Below are 15,429 nucleotides of genomic sequence, written 5' to 3' on the forward strand. Positions count from 1 at the left end.
GGAAAAAAAAGATGCAGTCTGTGTCGCGGCGATGACGCCCTGATGACTCGCCGGATTTTTGGCGAGCCATCAATATTTTCTTCCGGTAGGGATACGGCCGCCCGGAACTTCATGGGAATGTGATGAAATATCGTCCGCAAACTATCCGGGAGAATCAACATGGCTGATCGGCGTCTACAAGTTTTCCATGCCGTGGCCAAACACCTGAGTTTTACGCGGGCTGCCGATGCCTTGTTCATGACGCAACCGGCCGTCACGTTCCAGATCAAGCAGCTGGAGGAGCAGTACAGCACCCGCCTCTTCGAGCGCCGGCATGGCAGCATTTCACTGACACCGGCCGGGGAGCTGGTGCTGTCGTATGCGGAACGCATCCTGGCGCTGTCGGACGAGATGGATACCCGGCTCTCGGAGATGACCGGGGAAATGCGCGGTCCGCTGCTGGTCGGGGCCAGCACGACCATCGCCGAATTCATGCTGCCGCGCGTGCTGGGGGAATTCAATGCGTTGTATCCCCAGGTTCGGGCGCGGCTTATCGTAGCCAATTCGGAAAGCATCGAGACCCGCGTTGCCGAGCATACGATCGATATCGGGCTGATCGAAGCCCCCGCGAAAGTGACTGGCCTGACCAGCCATATTTGCTGCGAGGACGAACTGCGCGTCATCTGTGCGCCGGACTACCCTCTCGCCGACATGAAATCGGTGACCCCCAAGGTGCTGACGGAATATGAATTCATCTCGCGGGAGCCGGGGTCGGGCACGCGGGAAATCACCGATGCCTATTTCCGTAGCCACGGCGTCGCGCCCGAAAGCCTCAAAATGCAGATGGAACTGGGTAGTCCCGAGGCGCTGAAGGGTGTGGTATCCACCGGCCTCGGCTATGCGATCGTATCGCGGGCGGTGGTCGAGAAGGAACTGCAACTGGGCGACCTGGTGGCCATACCGCTCAAGCCGTCGCTGACGCGCAGTCTTTACCTGGTTTTCCCGCAGGACCGTTTCCAGTCGCGCCTCAGCGCCACCTTTATCGATTTTGCCAAGAGCAAGCTGAAAGAACTGGCTTTATGAAGACTTCTCGCCCGATACGGGCACGTATCACTCCCGCCGCAATTCTTGACAACTACCGGTTGGCCAGGCAGCAGGCGCCGCATGCGCGAGCCTGGGCCGTCATCAAGGCCAATGCCTACGGCCACGGGCAGTGGCGCGCGGTCGACGCCCTGCGCGGCGAGGCCGACGGCTTTGCCCTGCTCGAATGCGAAAATGCCGTGGCGTTGCGCGAAGCCGGGGTAACCCAGCCCATTCTCCTGCTCGAAGGCGTTTTCAGCGCGCGCGACGTGCGCTCGGTGATCGGACATCGGCTCACCTGCGTCATCCATTGTCTCGACCAGCTTGAGCTGCTCGTACGCAGCGGACAGTTTTCGGCGCCCGTATCGGTTTATCTGAAGCTGAACACCGGCATGAATCGCCTCGGTTTCTCCGCCGCGACGCTACCCCGGGCGCTGGATGTCTTGCGGGCGCTACCGGTCGACATCACGCTGATGACCCATTTTGCCGAAGCCGACGGCGAACGCGGTGTGGCCTGGCAATTGGCCCGGTTCAAGGACATGGCAGGCGACTGGAAAGGCAAGGTCAGTCTCGGCAACTCCGCGGCGATCCTGGAACACCCGGAAACGCACGGCGATTGGGTGCGTCCCGGCATCATGCTTTATGGCGCCAGCCCCTTTGCCGACCGGGATGCCGCAACACTCGGCCTGCAGCCCGCGATGGCGCTGGAAAGCGCCATCATCGGCGTGCAGGAACTGGCAGCCGGCGAACGGGTCGGCTACGGCGGCACCTTCACCGCCGATCGGCCGATGCGTATCGGGATCGTGGCCTGCGGCTATGCCGACGGCTACCCGCGCCACGCACCGACGGGTACGCCGATCGCCGTGATGGGACAGCGGACGCGTACCATCGGGCGGGTCTCCATGGATATGCTGGCCTGCGATCTGACCGGGATTCCGGAGGCGGGGATCGGTTCCCAGGTCACCCTGTGGGGTAACGGGGCTGCGGGGACGGTGCCGGCGGATGAAGTCGCGGCGGCGGCAGGAACGATTGCCTACGAACTGTTCTGCGCGCTCGCGGCGCGGGTTCCGGTGGTGCTGGCCGACACGGCGACCAGTGAAAGGCGCTGAATGGCCAAGCTGAAAACGGTTTATACCTGTACCGAATGCGGTGCCACGAGCCCCAAGTGGCAGGGACAATGTCCGGGATGCAACGACTGGAATACGCTGGTCGAGACCGTGGCGGAGAAAGCGGCGACCAACAGCCGCTTCGAGTCGCTGGCACCGACGGCCAGGCTGCAGAACCTGTCCGAAATCGAGGCGCGCGAGGCGGAGCGCATCCCGACCGGGATTGGCGAGTTCGACCGGGCGCTGGGTGGCGGCCTGGTCGCCGGCGGTGTCGTGCTGATCGGCGGCGATCCGGGTATCGGCAAGAGTACCTTGCTGCTCCAGGCGCTGGCGCATCTTTCGACGGAGCACAAGGTGCTCTACGTCAGCGGCGAGGAGTCCGGGGAGCAGGTGGCGCTGAGAGCCCGCCGGCTGGGGCTCGAGTCCCGGCGTTTACCGTTGATGGCTGAAATCAACCTGGAACGCATCCTGGCGACCTTGCAGGCTGAAAAACCGGCGGTGGCGGTGATCGACTCGATCCAGACGCTGTGGTCCGATCAGTTGTCGAGCGCTCCCGGCTCGGTAGCCCAGGTGCGCGAATGCGCTGCGCAGCTGACGCGCCTGGCCAAGCAGCTCGGCATCACGGTCATCCTGGTCGGGCACGTGACAAAGGAAGGGGCGCTGGCCGGCCCGCGCGTGCTCGAACATATCGTCGACACCGTTCTCTATTTTGAAGGCGATACCCATTCCAGTTTCCGTTTGGTGCGCGCTTTCAAGAACCGCTTCGGGGCGGTGAACGAACTGGGTGTCTTTGCCATGACCGAAACAGGCCTGAAGGGGGTCAGCAACCCGTCGGCACTGTTCCTGTCGCAACATGCGCAGGATGTGCCGGGTTCCTGCGTGATGGTCACCCAGGAAGGCACGCGGCCGCTGCTGGTCGAAATCCAGGCCCTGGTCGATACGGCGCACGGCAACCCGCGGCGCCTGACGGTCGGACTGGAAGCGCAGCGTCTCGCCATGCTGCTGGCTGTTCTGCATCGGCATGCCGGTATCGTCTGCTTCGACCAGGATGTATTCGTCAATGCGGTGGGCGGTGTGAAGATCACCGAGCCGGCGGCCGATCTGGCAGTATTGCTGTCGATTGCGTCGTCGCTGAAGAACAAGCCGCTGCCATCGAAACTCATCGTTTTTGGCGAGGTTGGCCTGGCCGGGGAAATACGTCCGGCACCCCGCGGCCAGGAACGTCTCAAGGAGGCGGCCAAGCTTGGTTTCACCAGGGCCTTGATACCGGAGGCCAATCGACCGAAACAGGCGATAGCCGGTATGGAGGTCATCGCGGTCAGGCGTGTGGAAGAGGCGGTGGCGCGAATACGCGAGATGGAATAAGCTTTCGGAATAATACTTTCGGCCTATATGTTCAACCTGTCCCGCTATTTCTCGACGGTCAGTTTCATTCTCATCGTGCTGGCTGCCGGTGTGCTGGGGCCTTTATACCAGAAGCTTTCCCTGCAGCAGATGAAGGATCTTGCCCAAGGGCGGAACGTCGCCATGGCGCAGGTTTTCCAGAACTCGCTGCACCAACCGCTACTCGACTTGCTGGCGGAATCGACCGGGCGCGATGCGAGCGCGCTTGCCCAATCGACAAGCCTTGCCCACATTCAGGGCAGCGCGGAAATTCTGATGCAGGGAACCTCGGTCATCAGGGTGAAGGTGTATAACCGCGTCGGGAACGTGATTTTCTCGACCGATGCCCGCCAGATTGGTGAAAACAGGCTGGCGAGCCCAGGGTTCAAGCAGGCGATCAACGGTTCGGTCCTCAGCGAATTGAGCTATCGGAATACGCATGAGAGCTTCGAGGAGGCGCTCGCCCAAATGGACGTGCTGGCCAGTTTCATTCCGATTCGCGGCAAGGACAACGCGGTTGAAGGGGTGTTCGAGCTGTATCAGAACGTCACGCCCTTCGTCGAGGAATTGGAGCACAGCCTGTGGTGGGTGACGGCAGGCATCATTCTCACCTTCGCGTTCCTCTACCTGATGCAGTTCCTGGTGGTTCGCCGGGCACAGGGTATTCTGGAGGATCAGGAAGGGCGGATAAAGGCCGCGCGCGACACCCTGGAGCTTCAGGTAGCGGCACGCACCGAGGAACTGAAACGGACCAACGTGCAGCTCGAGGGCGAAATCTCCGAGCGGCGCCAGGCGCAGAGCAAGCTGAACTACCTCGCCTATCACGACCCGCTGACAGGCCTGGCCAACCGCCGCTGCTTTATCGAACGTCTTGAGGAGAGCTTGCGCGAAACCGCCCAGCGCAGCGAGCGTCTGGCGGTCCTGTTCATCGATCTGGACCAGTTCAAGCAGGTCAACGACTCGCTCGGCCACGGGGTCGGCGACGAGTTGCTGGTGGCGGTGGCCTCTCGTCTGGCCGAGCATGTCCGTCTGATCGACATGCTCGCCCGGCTTGGTGGCGACGAGTTCATCTGCCTGATGGAGGCGGTACGCGATGAGCGCGAGGTCGAGGTGCTGGCTCAGGAAGTCATTGATGCCTTCGAGCAGCCATTCCAGCTCGGGGATCATGAACTCTTCCTCACGGCATCGGTCGGTATCAGCCTGTTCCCGGGCGATGGCGACAGCGTGCTGGCGCTGATGCGCAATGCCGATACGGCCATGTACCGCGCCAAGTTCAGCGGGCGCGGAAACTACCATTTCTACACGCCCGACATGACCTTGCTGGCGCAGGAACGCATCCAGATGGAGAACCTGTTGCGGCGGGCGCTCGAACATGGGGAATTCAAGGTGCACCTGCAGCCGCAGGTCGATACCCGGACCGGCAAGCTGGTCGGTGCCGAGGCGCTGGTTCGCTGGGAAAGCCCCGAGCTGGGCCTGGTCATGCCGAGTCGTTTCATCCCGATCGCCGAAGATTCCGGCCTGATCGTCGGCCTGGGTAACTGGGTGTTGCGCGAAACCTGCCGGCAGTTCATGAACTGGCGGGAAAGCGGTTTTGAACTGCCCCAGGTGTCGGTGAACCTGTCTGTCAAGCAGCTCGAGCGACCCGAGTTCATCGACGTACTGGATACGATTCTGGCCGATACCGGGATGATCCCCAGCCATCTCAAGCTGGAACTGACCGAATCGGTGGTCATGGCAGTTGGCGACTCCTTCGGTTTGCTGGACAAGCTGCGCAGCCTGGGGATCAGTCTGGCGCTCGACGATTTCGGCACCGGCTATTCATCGCTCAGCTATCTGAAAATGCTGCCGATTCAGCAGCTCAAGATCGACCGCTCGTTCGTCGAAGGTATCGGCAGCAACGGGGGCGACGAAGCGATCATCCGTACGATCATGGAGCTGGCCCGGAGCCTGGATTTCGAAGTGGTTGCCGAAGGCGTCGAGACCGAGGAGCAGGCGGCATTCCTTGCCGAACTTGGCTGCCAGCAACTGCAAGGCTATCTGCATGGCCGGGCAGTGGCGCCGGCCGAATTCCGTACGCGCTGGTCCAAGGCGACATGATTGCTGCTTTTTCCTGGCGGCTGCTCGGCCGGGAACTGCGATCCGGCGAGCTCAGGCTCCTCTTTGCCGCGCTGGTCGTGGCGGTTGCTGCCGTAACGGCCGTCGGCTTCTTCGGCGACCGGGTACGGCAAGGCTTGAAGCGCGAAGCACAACAGATGATGGGAGGCGATCTGCTCGTCACCTCCGATCATCCCTTGCCGGAAAGCTATCGTGAGGAAGCGCGCCGCCATCGCCTGCGAATCGCTGAAACCCTGGTTTTTCCGAGCATGGTGATGGCTGGCGGGCAGGCTCAGCTGGCCGATATCAAGGCGGTTTCCGGCAGTTATCCGTTGCGCGGTAGCCTGGGGCGCATTCTGCATGGCGAAGAGACCAGCCGCGAAACCGGACGCGGTCCGGAGGCCGGTACGGTGTGGCTCGACGAACGCCTGGCCTCGGCACTGGGTGTCCGTGCCGGTGAAACGCTCGGCGTAGGCGGGGCGATGCTGCCGGTCGCGGCCATACTGACGCGCGAGCCGGATCGCGGGGTCAATTTCTTCAGTCTCGCGCCCCGCCTGATGATGCATCTGGAGGATATCGGAGCCACCGGACTGATCCAGTTCGGGGCACGGATCCGCTACACGCTGATGCTGGCGGGCGACGAGCGCGATGTCGCGGCGTACCGAAAATGGCTCGATAGGCAACTGGCGCGTGGGGAGCGCGTCGAGGATGCCGGCAACGCCCGCCCCGAGATACGCAGCATTCTCGACCGCTCGGAGCGCTTTCTCGGCCTTGCCACCTTGTTGACGGTGATTCTTTCAGCGGTGGCGGTGGCCCTGGCGGCGCGTCGCTACATGCAACGCCATCTGGATGCCTGTGCGGTGATGCGATGCCTGGGCATGACGCAGGCGCGCCTGCTCGGTTTGCACGCCACCTTGTTTCTGTGGCTGTCCCTGCTCGCCGGTTTGCTGGGCTGTGCGCTGGGCTTTGCCGCACATTTCATGCTGATCAAGTGGCTGCGCGACGTGCTGGCAATCGATTTGCCCTTTGCCGGCTGGTTGCCCCTGGCCGCCGGCTTTGGGGTTTCCGCCGTGCTGCTGTTCGGTTTTGCCTTTCCACCCTTGTTGCAACTGGCGCGCGTGCCGACCTTGCGCGTCCTGCGACGCGAGCTTGGCGCCCCGCAGGCCTCGCTGCTAGGCGGCTACCTGTTCGGCCTGCTCCTGCTGGCCGGGCTGATCGTCTGGGTGGCCGGAAATCTTCGCCTCGGCTTGCTCGCCGTGGCCGGGTTTGCCGGGGCGCTGGCGGCATTCTGGGCGATTGCCCGGTTGCTTATCGCTGTCGTCTCGCGGGGGCGAGGCGGTGCGGGCTTCGGCTGGCGGCAGGGCCTGGCCAGCCTGAGTCGACATGCCCCGTCGGCGGCGATCCAGGTCGTGGCGTTGTCGATCGGCTTGATGGCCATGCTCCTGCTCACCGTCATCCGTGGCGATCTGCTGGCGACCTGGCAGGGATCGATGCCCGCCGATGCACCGAATCGCTTCATCATCAACATCCAGCCTGAACAGCGGGAGGCGCTGGCGAGCGAACTGCGCAAACAGGGCATCGAGGCCGATCTGTTGCCCATGGTGCGTGCGCGCCTGGTGCGCATCGGCGGGCAAACGGTCAGCCCGGCCAGCTATCCGGAGGATGAGCGCGCCCAGCGCTTGATCGAGCGCGAGTTCAATCTTTCGTGGCGTAGCGACTTGCCGGACGGCAACCGGGTCGTTGCCGGGCAATGGTTCGGGTCCGACGAGAGCGGCCAGGCCTTGGCTTCGGTGGAGGAGGGGCTGGCCAAGACTCTCGGTATCCGGATGGGCGACGAGCTTGCCTTCGTCGTCGCCGGCGTCGAAAAAACGCTGCGGGTCAGCAGTCTGCGCAAGCTTTCCTGGGATTCGATGCGCGTCAATTTCTTCGTCCTGGCGCCGCCGGGGGTTATCGAAGATGCGCCGGCCAGCTACATCACCAGTTTTCATTTGCCGTCGGAGAGCGCCGCAGCCATGGCGGATCTGGTCAAGAATTTTCCCAACCTGACTCTGATCGATGTCGATGCAGTGGTCCGCCAGTTGCAATCGGTGATCGGGCAAGTGGCACGAGCCATCCAGTTCGTCTTCGTTTTCGCGCTGCTGGCTGGCGGTATCGTGCTTTATTCGGCCATGCTCACCGCCTTCGACGAGCGGCGCTACGAACTGGCCGTCATGCGTGCCCTGGGGGCGCAACGACAGCAACTGGTGCAGGCGATGCGTGTCGAGTTGGCCATCGTCGGTGGGCTCGCCGGGCTGTTTGCCGCAGCGGGCGCCATGGTACTGGGGGCCGTTGTCAGCCAGCAGGCTTTCCAGCTCGAATTGACGCCTAATCTCTGGCTTCCCTTCCTCTCAGCGGCGGGAGGGGCTTTGTTGACCGTTGCGATCGGCTGGCAGGGATTCCGCAGACTGTTGCGCGCACCGCCGCTGCTTGCGCTGCGCAATGGCACGTAAGGAAGTGTTCAGATCAGGATTTCGCACACGTTCAAGCCGTCCTGCCTTGCGTAACGCACATCTTGGCTGAGGCCGCGAACCAGCGCGATGCCAAGACCGCCGATCACGGCTTCGGAGGCCGTTTGTTCCGGTGCGCGGGTCAGGTCGTAGGCGGGTGCGGCATCGGCGTAGCGAAGCAGGATGCCCGATGGATGTGGCGTTATCCGGCAGGTTACGGTGGCATCGTTCCCGCTACCATGGCCGTGCGTGACGGTATTCGTGAATAATTCCTCGACGATCAGCTGCAGTCGAAGCGTAATATCCTCCGAACAGCCGAGTTGCCGTGCTTCTGCGGCGAGCGCTAGCATCAGCCGGGGCAGCTCGGACAGGCGCGCGCAAACTGAAATATCCGTAGAATTGGCAGCCATCGAATTAACCAGGGGGTAGAGCGTGATTAGATCACATTGGGCGCTTGCCGGTATGGCGGCCGTATCGATCCTTGCTTCTTCTCCGCTGTGCGCAGAACAGGCCGGAATGATCAAGGTCAGCAAGGGGGCTGTCAGTATCGAACGGGACGGCAAAAAACTGGCCGCCGACGTGGGAGCGCCCGTGCAGGTGGCGGACCGTGTGCGAACCGGTGCCGATGGCGCGGTCGGCGTTACCTTGCGCGACAACACCTTGCTGTCCGCGGGCCCCAATTCCCTCATCGTCATCGACAAATTCGCCTACGACAGCGTGACGCAGGATGGAAAGATGTCGGTTGGCGTACGCAAGGGGACGCTGGCCGTTGCATCCGGGCGGATTGCCAAGCGCACGCCGGAGTCGGTTGATTTTCATACGCCGACTTCCATTCTCGGTGTCCGGGGTACTGAGTTCGTGATCGAAGTGGAGGGCGAGGGCGATGAATAAGGCGCTTTTGTTCGGTATGGCGAGCCTTTTTCTGGGTGCTTGCGCCAGCGAGCGGGTAGTGTTGCTGCCGTCTGCCGACGGCGCGCCCGGGGCGGTGGTCATTCGCGACAAGGCCGGCGAGATTCGCCTCGATCAACCCTATGCCGCGGTCAAGCGGACGCTGGACAGCAACCGTGTTTACCAATCGTCACCGCAGGAAGTGTCGGAGCGCTATGGCCCGACCCTGGCGGTACTGCCGCAGCGCCCGAATGCTTACATCCTGTATTTTGAAACCGGGGGCAACGTACTGACGGCTGAATCCACGGTCGCACTGAAAGCCCTCCGCACGGAAATTGCCGAGCGGCCCGCTTCGGAAGTCCTGGTGATCGGGCATACGGATCGCGTTGGCAGCGTCGACGGAAATGACAAGCTGTCGCTCAAGCGCGCCGAGTTGATCCGCGGTGTGCTGATCGAGAGCGGGGTCGATGCGGGCAAGCTGGAAACGATCGGCCGCGGCGAACGCGACCCGTTGGTGCCGACTGCCGACGAGGTGGATGAGCCACGCAACCGGCGTGTCGAGATCAATGTCCGCTAATCCTGGGCCCCTGTCGGGCCATGCCAGCGTAAAAACAGCAGGGTCAGGTCATCCGCTGGCGGGTGGCCCGCCTCGAAACGCCTGACCGCGTTGCGCAGTGCCGGTGCGCAATCTTGCACCGGGACCGTGCCGCAGGTCGCGATCGCTGCCCGCAGGCGGTCGCTGCCGAACATGTCGGTTCCGTTTGTGGCTTCCGTCACGCCATCCGTAAACAGGCAGAGCAGATCGCCGGCTTGCAGCTGCATTCCGGCCGATTCGAAAGGATAGCCGCCCGCGGCACACAGCGGAGGGCCGGCTATGTCCCGGGTGTCGATGGACAGCAATTGTCCGTTGCGAACGATCAGCGGGGCATCGTGGCCGGCGCAGACATAGTCGAGGTGTCCGCTCTCGACGTCCAGGATGCCGATGAAGGCCGTCACGAAGAGGTATTCCGGATTTTCGCGGTCGAGCTCGGCTTCGATGTCGCGGAGGGCGGTGCCGAGTTCGGCGTGGCGGCGGGTCAGCGTTCCGGTCAGGGTTTTCGAGATGGCCATGAACAGGCTGGCCGGGACGCCCTTGCCGGATACGTCGCCGATCGCGACGCAGAGCCGGCGATCGTCGAGCATGAAGCAATCGTAGTAATCGCCGCCGACGGCGCGTGCCGGTTCGAGCAGGGCGCTTACCGAGAATCGCCGTTCATCCGGGAAAAGCCTGGCGGTATCCGGGAGCAGACCCATCTGGATGCGCCTGGCCGCGTCGAGTTCACCGTTCATGCGCGCCGCTTCTTCCCGGCTCTGTTGAAGTTGTGCTTCGGCGTTGCGCCGCAGGGTTTCCGCGGTGATCAAGGTGTTGCCAAGCAACGAGATGAACGGCGGGCAGAGCAGGAGCAGCAGCGACGCCCCGTCAAACAGGTAGCGCGCGGCAAAAAAGGCCAGATAGCCGCCGGTCAGCATGGCAATGGACGCCAGCGCGAAGCTCAGAACGGCATAGCGTGCCCTCAGGCGCGGTATGAAGGCGATGAGTGACAGGCCGACGCCCAGCAGCACGGCCATTTCGACCCATGGGAGCCAGTATGGGCGTTGCAGGGCCTGGCCGGCGAGTACGCTTTCGATCACCTGGGCGTGAATATCGACGCCGGGAAGGCTTTCACCCAGCGGGGTGACGACACGATCCTGCAGGCCGGTACTGTTGAAGCCGATGATCACGAAGCGCGACCGGAAAATCTCCGGATCGTGCATTCCGGCCAGAACGTCCGCCGCCGACAGGTAGTAATTGGAACTGGAACGCCCGAAGTGCAGCAGCAGTTCACCGTTGCGCTGGACCGGCAAGCGGTAATCCCCGATGCGGATGGCCTGCATGCCTTGCGGCCCTTCCTCGGTCTGCACGCTGCCTTCCGTTCCGAGCGCCACGCGGACCATTTCAAGCGGCAAGGAGAGGAAGGGAAGCTCATGCACGAAGGCCAGTGTCGGCACCCGCCGCAACACGCCGCGCTGGTTATCGGCTTGCCCCTGTTCTGGCGTGGCATTGATCAGCCCCTCGCCGGCTGCTCCGGAGGCGATGACGGGCCGGCTGGCGAGGGCGCTGACGAAGTGGGGCAGAAAGCGGTCGCGTGCCGCATCCTGATCGAAGACGGGCAGCGGTTTCGAGGGGTGCCGCCCTCCCGGCAGGGCCTTGCTCAGTCCGACAACGGCGAGAACGGTGGGCGGCCCTTTGAGGGCACGTGCCAGCTTTTCGTCGGGGTCCGGCAGGGAGGCCCGGGTGTTGGCAGTCATGCCGGGAATGTGCTTGGCCAGAATTTCCGGGCTGTAGCGATCGCGCTCGGCAAACACGACGTCGATGCCCAGTGCAAGCGGCCGTCCAGCCTGGATCTTGTCGACTAGGGCGGCGATCAGGTCGCGCGACCAGGGCCATTGCCCGAGTTTAACCAGGCTTTGGCTGTCGATCCCGACAATGACCACGGGTTCGCTGTCCCGTTCCCTGGGCAATACCCGCTGGTAGTGGTCGAATTGTGCCTCGCGGATGCCGAGCAGCGGCTGCATGTCCGGGTAAGCGAGCAGGCCGGCGGCAAGGATCAGCAGCAACAGGGGAAAGGCTCGTCCGCGACCGGCACGTATCACGGAGAGGAACATGGCCGGCAGGCGCCTCACAGCGCGACGCTGAGTCCGTCGTAGGCGGAAATGATGTCGAGCGGCTGGCGGCTGCCCCGGGTGATCTGCTCAAGGCGGCGGGTTTCTGCGACCAGCCGGGAGAGTTGCTTGTCGTCGTGCATCGGCTCGTGGTGAAAGAGTGCCAGGCGCTTGGCTGCGGCGGCCTGGCAGAGCTCGACGCCCACCACGTTGCTGGAATGTCCCCAGTCTGCCTTGACCGAAACAGCTTCGGCGAGGGAGTACATGGCGTCGAAGATGACCAGGTCCGCCTTGGCGAAAAAGCGCACGAACGCGTCGTATTCGGTCGGGTTGTCGAGCTTGTGTTCGGAGTCGGTCGAGTACACGACCGTACGATCCAGGCTTTCGAAGCGATAGCCGTACGAATCGCCGGCATGGTGCTGCAACTTCGGGGTCACGTTGATGCCCGAAATGTAGTGCGCCTTGCCCGGGGTCATCAGGTCGAATTCGATGCGTGCGCCGGCCTGGGCGTAATCCACCGGGAAATTGGGTGCTTGCATCTGGTGGCGAATCGATTCTTCCAGATGCGGGTGGCAGCCGTGGACCACGATCCGGTTTCCGGGGTAGTACATCGGTGCGAAATACGGGAACCCCATCAGGTGATCCCAGTGCAGGTGGGAAATGAAGATGTGGTAGGTCTGCGGGTTGGGGACGCCATACTTGGCGATCTTGGCCTGGCCGAGCGCCCGGGCACCGCTGCCCATGTCGCAGATGAAGTGCGCCGGGCCGTCGCCGACGATTTCGACGCAGGACGAACTGCCGCCAAAGGTGCCGTTGATGGCGAAAGGCAGCTGATCGACAAATTCATCGAGCAGGCTGCGGGTCTTGAACGCCTTGCCGTTGGCTGCCAACAGCGCGGCGGTGATCTTTTCGCGGATATCGCGGTGGGTCAGGGATACCGGCAGGGAGCCGCGCGTCCCCCAGAAAACGACGTGGTTCATGCCCCGACGACCTTGCAGGCGGCGTCGACCGACGCGTAGCAGGGAACGATCAGATTGAAGCGGCTGATCGCGAAGACCTCCTGAACCAGCGGCTGCAGGGCTGCAATCGCGAAGGTGCCCTGCTGTGCCTTGGCGCGGCGCGAGGCCATCATCAATACGCGCAATCCGGCACTGCTGATGTAGTCCACCGCCGAAAAATCGAGGAGCAGCGACGCCTTGCCTTTTACGCAGCCTGTCAGCAGAGGTTCCAGTGCCCGAGTGAACTCTTCGCTGGCAATGTGGTCTATGCGGCCGCTGACGGAAACAATCAGGACGCCAGCCTGTTCGCGTGTAGGTAGATTCATGATCGCGCAAGGGTTCGGATACTGCGGAACGGCGAGTATGCCATGCCCGTCGGCTCACTCGGGTAAAATAGTGTATGAATTCGAATCCCCCTCGTTCTTCCCCAATGCCGCGTCCGCTTTTCGGTTATCGCAAATTCTGGGCGCATCGCTTCGGGCCGGCGCCATTCCTTCCTATGTCGCGTGGCGAGATGGATTTGCTGGGCTGGGATTCCTGCGACATCATCCTGATTACCGGCGATGCCTATATCGATCATCCGAGCTTCGGCATGGCGCTGATCGGCCGCCTGCTGGAAGCCCAGGGTTTCCGCGTCGGCATCATCAGCCAGCCGGAGTGGAACTCGGCCGATGCCTTCCGCCGGCTGGGCAAGCCCAACCTGTTCTATGGCGTGACGGCGGGCAACATGGATTCCATGGTCAACCGCTATACCTCCGACCGCAAGATCCGTTCTGACGACGCCTACACCCCGAACGCCGAGCCCAACAAGCGTCCGGACCGTGCCGTAACGGTATACGCCCAGCGCTGCCGCGAGGCCTTTCCCGGGACGCCGGTGATCATCGGCTCCATCGAGGCCAGCCTGCGCCGCATCGCGCACTACGACTACTGGTCGGACAAGGTGCGCCGTTCCGTGCTGCCGGACTCGAAGGCCGACCTGCTGGTCTTCGGCAATGCCGAGCGCGCCATTGTCGAGATCGCCCACCGCCTGGCCAAGGGCGAGAAGGTGTCCGAGATCCGCGACCTGCGCGGCACGGCCTTCATGGTGCCGTCCGGCTGGCTGCCCAGTGACGAATGGGCCGTCATGGATTCGAGCGAGGTCGATACCCCGGGACCGCTGATGCAGCACAAGGACCCGTACGCGATGGAAGAAAGCCCGGCGAAATCCGACTGCGCCAGCGCATCGGCCGCCGGCAAGCCGAGCGAGCAGACCATCCGCCTGCTGCCGCGCGCCGAGCGCCTCGCGGCGCGGCGCGCCCTGCGCGCCCACACCGTCGTCCGCCTGCCGTCCTACGAGCAGGTGCAGGACAATCCGGTGCTCTACGCCCACGCCTCGCGGACCTTCCACCTGGAATCGAATCCGGGCAACGCCCGCGCCCTGGTGCAGGCCCACGGCGAGCGCGACGTCTGGCTGAATCCGCCGCCATTCCCGCTGTCGACCGAAGAGCTCGACGGCGTCTACGAGTCGCCCTATGCCCGCCGGCCGCACCCGAGCTACGGCGACGCCAAGATTCCGGCCTGGGAGATGATCCGCTTCTCGGTCAACATCATGCGCGGCTGCTTCGGCGGCTGCACCTTCTGCTCGATCACCGAGCACGAAGGGCGCATCATGCAGAGCCGTTCGGAAGACTCGGTGATCCGCGAAATCGAGGAAATGCGCGACAAGACGCCGGGTTTCACCGGCGTGGTCTCCGACCTCGGTGGCCCAACGGCCAACATGTATCACCTGAAGTGCAAGGACGAGAAGATCGAATCGGCCTGCCGCCGCCTGTCCTGCGTCTATCCGGACATCTGCGAGAACATGAACACCGATCACTCGCAGCTGATTTCGCTCTACCGCCGGGCCCGCGCCGTGAAGGGCGTCAAGCGCATCACCATCGGCTCCGGGCTGCGCTATGACCTCGCCGTGCGCTCGCCGGAATACATCAAGGAGCTGGTCCAGCACCATGTGGGCGGCTACCTGAAGATCGCGCCGGAACACACCGAGGAGGGCGTGCTTTCCAAGATGATGAAGCCGGGCATCGGCACGTACGACCGCTTCAAGCAGCTCTTCGACCGTTTCTCGCGGGAAGCCGGCAAGGAGCAGTACCTGATCCCGTATTTCATCGCGGCCCACCCAGGCACCGAAGACGAGGACATGATGAACTTGGCGCTGTGGCTGAAGAAGAACAACTTCCGCCTCGATCAGGTGCAGACTTTCCTGCCGACGCCGATGGCGCTGGCGACGACGATGTACCACACGGAAAAGAACCCGCTGAAAAAGCTGCAACGCGAAGGCGGGGAGGTCGTCGGTTCGGTGCGCAACGGCGCCCAGCGCAAGCTGCACAAGGCTTTCCTGCGCTACCACGATCCGGAAAACTGGCCGCTCCTGCGCGAAGCGCTGAAGAAAATGGGCCGCAATGACCTGATTGGCAACGGCAAGAAGCAATTGGTGCCGGCCTGGCAGCCCGCCGGTACAGGTCTCAAGGCGGCCGCCATGGTTGCCCGCGACGCACGTGCCGCGAAGACACCCGCCGCCGGTGCATCGACTGTCGGCAAACCTGCCGCCAATACGGGGCGCACGGGCGAGCGTCGCACGCCGGGGCCGCAGCGTCCGGGCAGCCGTCCGGCGGTTGCCGACCGGCGCTCACCGGGCGGTTTCGGCAAGCCATCTGGCCAGCAAAACAAAAAGCGCAAGCCCTGATTCACGGAGAG

12 protein-coding genes are annotated in these 15,429 nt (G+C 63.3%); 8 read left to right on the forward strand and 4 right to left on the reverse strand.

The genetic code is table 11. The annotated features are described in order from the left end of the window. Positions 1–159 precede the first annotated feature (159 nt). From F1002_RS09380 to F1002_RS09400, 5 genes are read left to right on the forward strand one after another with little or no spacing between them, the layout of a single operon-like run. A complete protein-coding gene (locus tag F1002_RS09380; protein ID WP_150428778.1) occupies positions 160–1,062 on the forward strand; it encodes a LysR family transcriptional regulator in 903 nt (300 codons plus the stop codon). Then, a complete protein-coding gene (gene alr, locus F1002_RS09385) occupies positions 1,059–2,168 on the forward strand; it encodes an alanine racemase (RefSeq protein ID WP_150428779.1) in 1,110 nt (369 codons plus the stop codon). Before F1002_RS09380 ends, alr begins: the two co-directional genes overlap by 4 nt. Beyond that, positions 2,169–3,530 carry a DNA repair protein RadA gene (radA, locus tag F1002_RS09390; protein ID WP_150428780.1) on the forward strand — a complete coding sequence of 454 codons (1,362 nt, stop codon included), beginning with the start codon at positions 2,169–2,171 and terminating at the stop codon, positions 3,528–3,530. 27 nt (positions 3,531–3,557) lie between these two features. Further along, complete coding sequence (locus F1002_RS09395) at positions 3,558–5,645, forward strand: bifunctional diguanylate cyclase/phosphodiesterase (RefSeq protein ID WP_150428781.1); 2,088 nt, start codon at positions 3,558–3,560, stop codon at positions 5,643–5,645. Beyond that, positions 5,642–8,131 carry an ABC transporter permease gene (locus tag F1002_RS09400; protein WP_150428782.1) on the forward strand — a complete coding sequence of 830 codons (2,490 nt, stop codon included), beginning with the start codon at positions 5,642–5,644 and terminating at the stop codon, positions 8,129–8,131. The genes F1002_RS09395 and F1002_RS09400 overlap by 4 nt, the downstream gene beginning before the upstream one ends. Before the next feature lie 8 nt (positions 8,132–8,139). Here the strand turns inward: F1002_RS09400 and F1002_RS09405 are convergent, their stop codons facing one another. Next, positions 8,140–8,538 carry an ATP-binding protein gene (locus F1002_RS09405; protein ID WP_150428783.1) on the reverse strand — a complete coding sequence of 133 codons (399 nt, stop codon included), beginning with the start codon at positions 8,536–8,538 and terminating at the stop codon, positions 8,140–8,142. A gap of 22 nt (positions 8,539–8,560) precedes the next feature. Between F1002_RS09405 and F1002_RS09410 the strand changes: the two genes are divergently transcribed. Together F1002_RS09410 and F1002_RS09415 are read left to right on the forward strand one after the other, a co-directional pair. Next, complete coding sequence (locus tag F1002_RS09410; RefSeq protein WP_223879526.1) at positions 8,561–9,019, forward strand: FecR domain-containing protein; 459 nt, start codon at positions 8,561–8,563, stop codon at positions 9,017–9,019. After that, positions 9,012–9,593 (forward strand): OmpA family protein, encoded by a 582-nt coding sequence (locus F1002_RS09415; RefSeq protein ID WP_150428784.1) that lies wholly within the window; start codon positions 9,012–9,014, stop codon positions 9,591–9,593. Before F1002_RS09410 ends, F1002_RS09415 begins: the two co-directional genes overlap by 8 nt. Here F1002_RS09415 and F1002_RS09420 read toward each other — a convergent pair. Genes F1002_RS09420 through F1002_RS09430 form a run of 3 tightly spaced genes read right to left on the reverse strand, consistent with a single transcriptional unit; the run spans position 9,590 to position 13,022 of the window. Continuing rightward, positions 9,590–11,701 (reverse strand): CHASE2 domain-containing protein, encoded by a 2,112-nt coding sequence (locus tag F1002_RS09420; protein ID WP_150428785.1) that lies wholly within the window; start codon positions 11,699–11,701, stop codon positions 9,590–9,592. The two genes, F1002_RS09415 and F1002_RS09420, sit on opposite strands and share 4 nt — an antisense overlap. 14 nt (positions 11,702–11,715) lie before the next feature. Beyond that, positions 11,716–12,678: an MBL fold metallo-hydrolase gene (locus tag F1002_RS09425; RefSeq protein WP_150428786.1), complete on the reverse strand. Its 963-nt coding sequence runs from the start codon at positions 12,676–12,678 to the stop codon at positions 11,716–11,718. After that, entirely contained in the window at positions 12,675–13,022 is a 348-nt protein-coding gene (locus F1002_RS09430) for an STAS domain-containing protein (RefSeq protein ID WP_150428787.1), read from the reverse strand. Before F1002_RS09430 ends, F1002_RS09425 begins: the two co-directional genes overlap by 4 nt. Before the next feature lie 173 nt (positions 13,023–13,195). Between F1002_RS09430 and F1002_RS09435 the strand changes: the two genes are divergently transcribed. Then, positions 13,196–15,418, forward strand: a complete 2,223-nt coding sequence (locus F1002_RS09435) for a YgiQ family radical SAM protein (RefSeq protein ID WP_223879568.1) — start codon at positions 13,196–13,198, stop codon at positions 15,416–15,418. Positions 15,419–15,429: the final 11 nt, after the last annotated feature.

The sequence above is a fragment of the Dechloromonas sp. CZR5 genome (genome assembly GCF_008711155.1).
Classification (GTDB): Bacteria; Pseudomonadota; Gammaproteobacteria; order Burkholderiales; family Rhodocyclaceae; genus Azonexus.

What these genes read in the sequence shown, in the direction of transcription:
- F1002_RS09380 (WP_150428778.1), top strand. Translation starts at nt 160, where the DNA reads ATGGCTGATCGGCGTCTACAAGTTTTCCATGCCGTGGCCAAACACCTG.
- alr (WP_150428779.1), top strand. Translation starts at nt 1,059, where the DNA reads ATGAAGACTTCTCGCCCGATACGGGCACGTATCACTCCCGCCGCAATT.
- radA (WP_150428780.1), top strand. Translation starts at nt 2,169, where the DNA reads ATGGCCAAGCTGAAAACGGTTTATACCTGTACCGAATGCGGTGCCACG.
- F1002_RS09395 (WP_150428781.1), top strand. Translation starts at nt 3,558, where the DNA reads ATGTTCAACCTGTCCCGCTATTTCTCGACGGTCAGTTTCATTCTCATC.
- F1002_RS09400 (WP_150428782.1), top strand. Translation starts at nt 5,642, where the DNA reads ATGATTGCTGCTTTTTCCTGGCGGCTGCTCGGCCGGGAACTGCGATCC.
- F1002_RS09405 (WP_150428783.1), bottom strand. Translation starts at nt 8,538, where the DNA reads ATGGCTGCCAATTCTACGGATATTTCAGTTTGCGCGCGCCTGTCCGAG.
- F1002_RS09415 (WP_150428784.1), top strand. Translation starts at nt 9,012, where the DNA reads ATGAATAAGGCGCTTTTGTTCGGTATGGCGAGCCTTTTTCTGGGTGCT.
- F1002_RS09420 (WP_150428785.1), bottom strand. Translation starts at nt 11,701, where the DNA reads ATGTTCCTCTCCGTGATACGTGCCGGTCGCGGACGAGCCTTTCCCCTG.
- F1002_RS09425 (WP_150428786.1), bottom strand. Translation starts at nt 12,678, where the DNA reads ATGAACCACGTCGTTTTCTGGGGGACGCGCGGCTCCCTGCCGGTATCC.
- F1002_RS09430 (WP_150428787.1), bottom strand. Translation starts at nt 13,022, where the DNA reads ATGAATCTACCTACACGCGAACAGGCTGGCGTCCTGATTGTTTCCGTC.
- F1002_RS09435 (WP_223879568.1), top strand. Translation starts at nt 13,196, where the DNA reads ATGTCGCGTGGCGAGATGGATTTGCTGGGCTGGGATTCCTGCGACATC.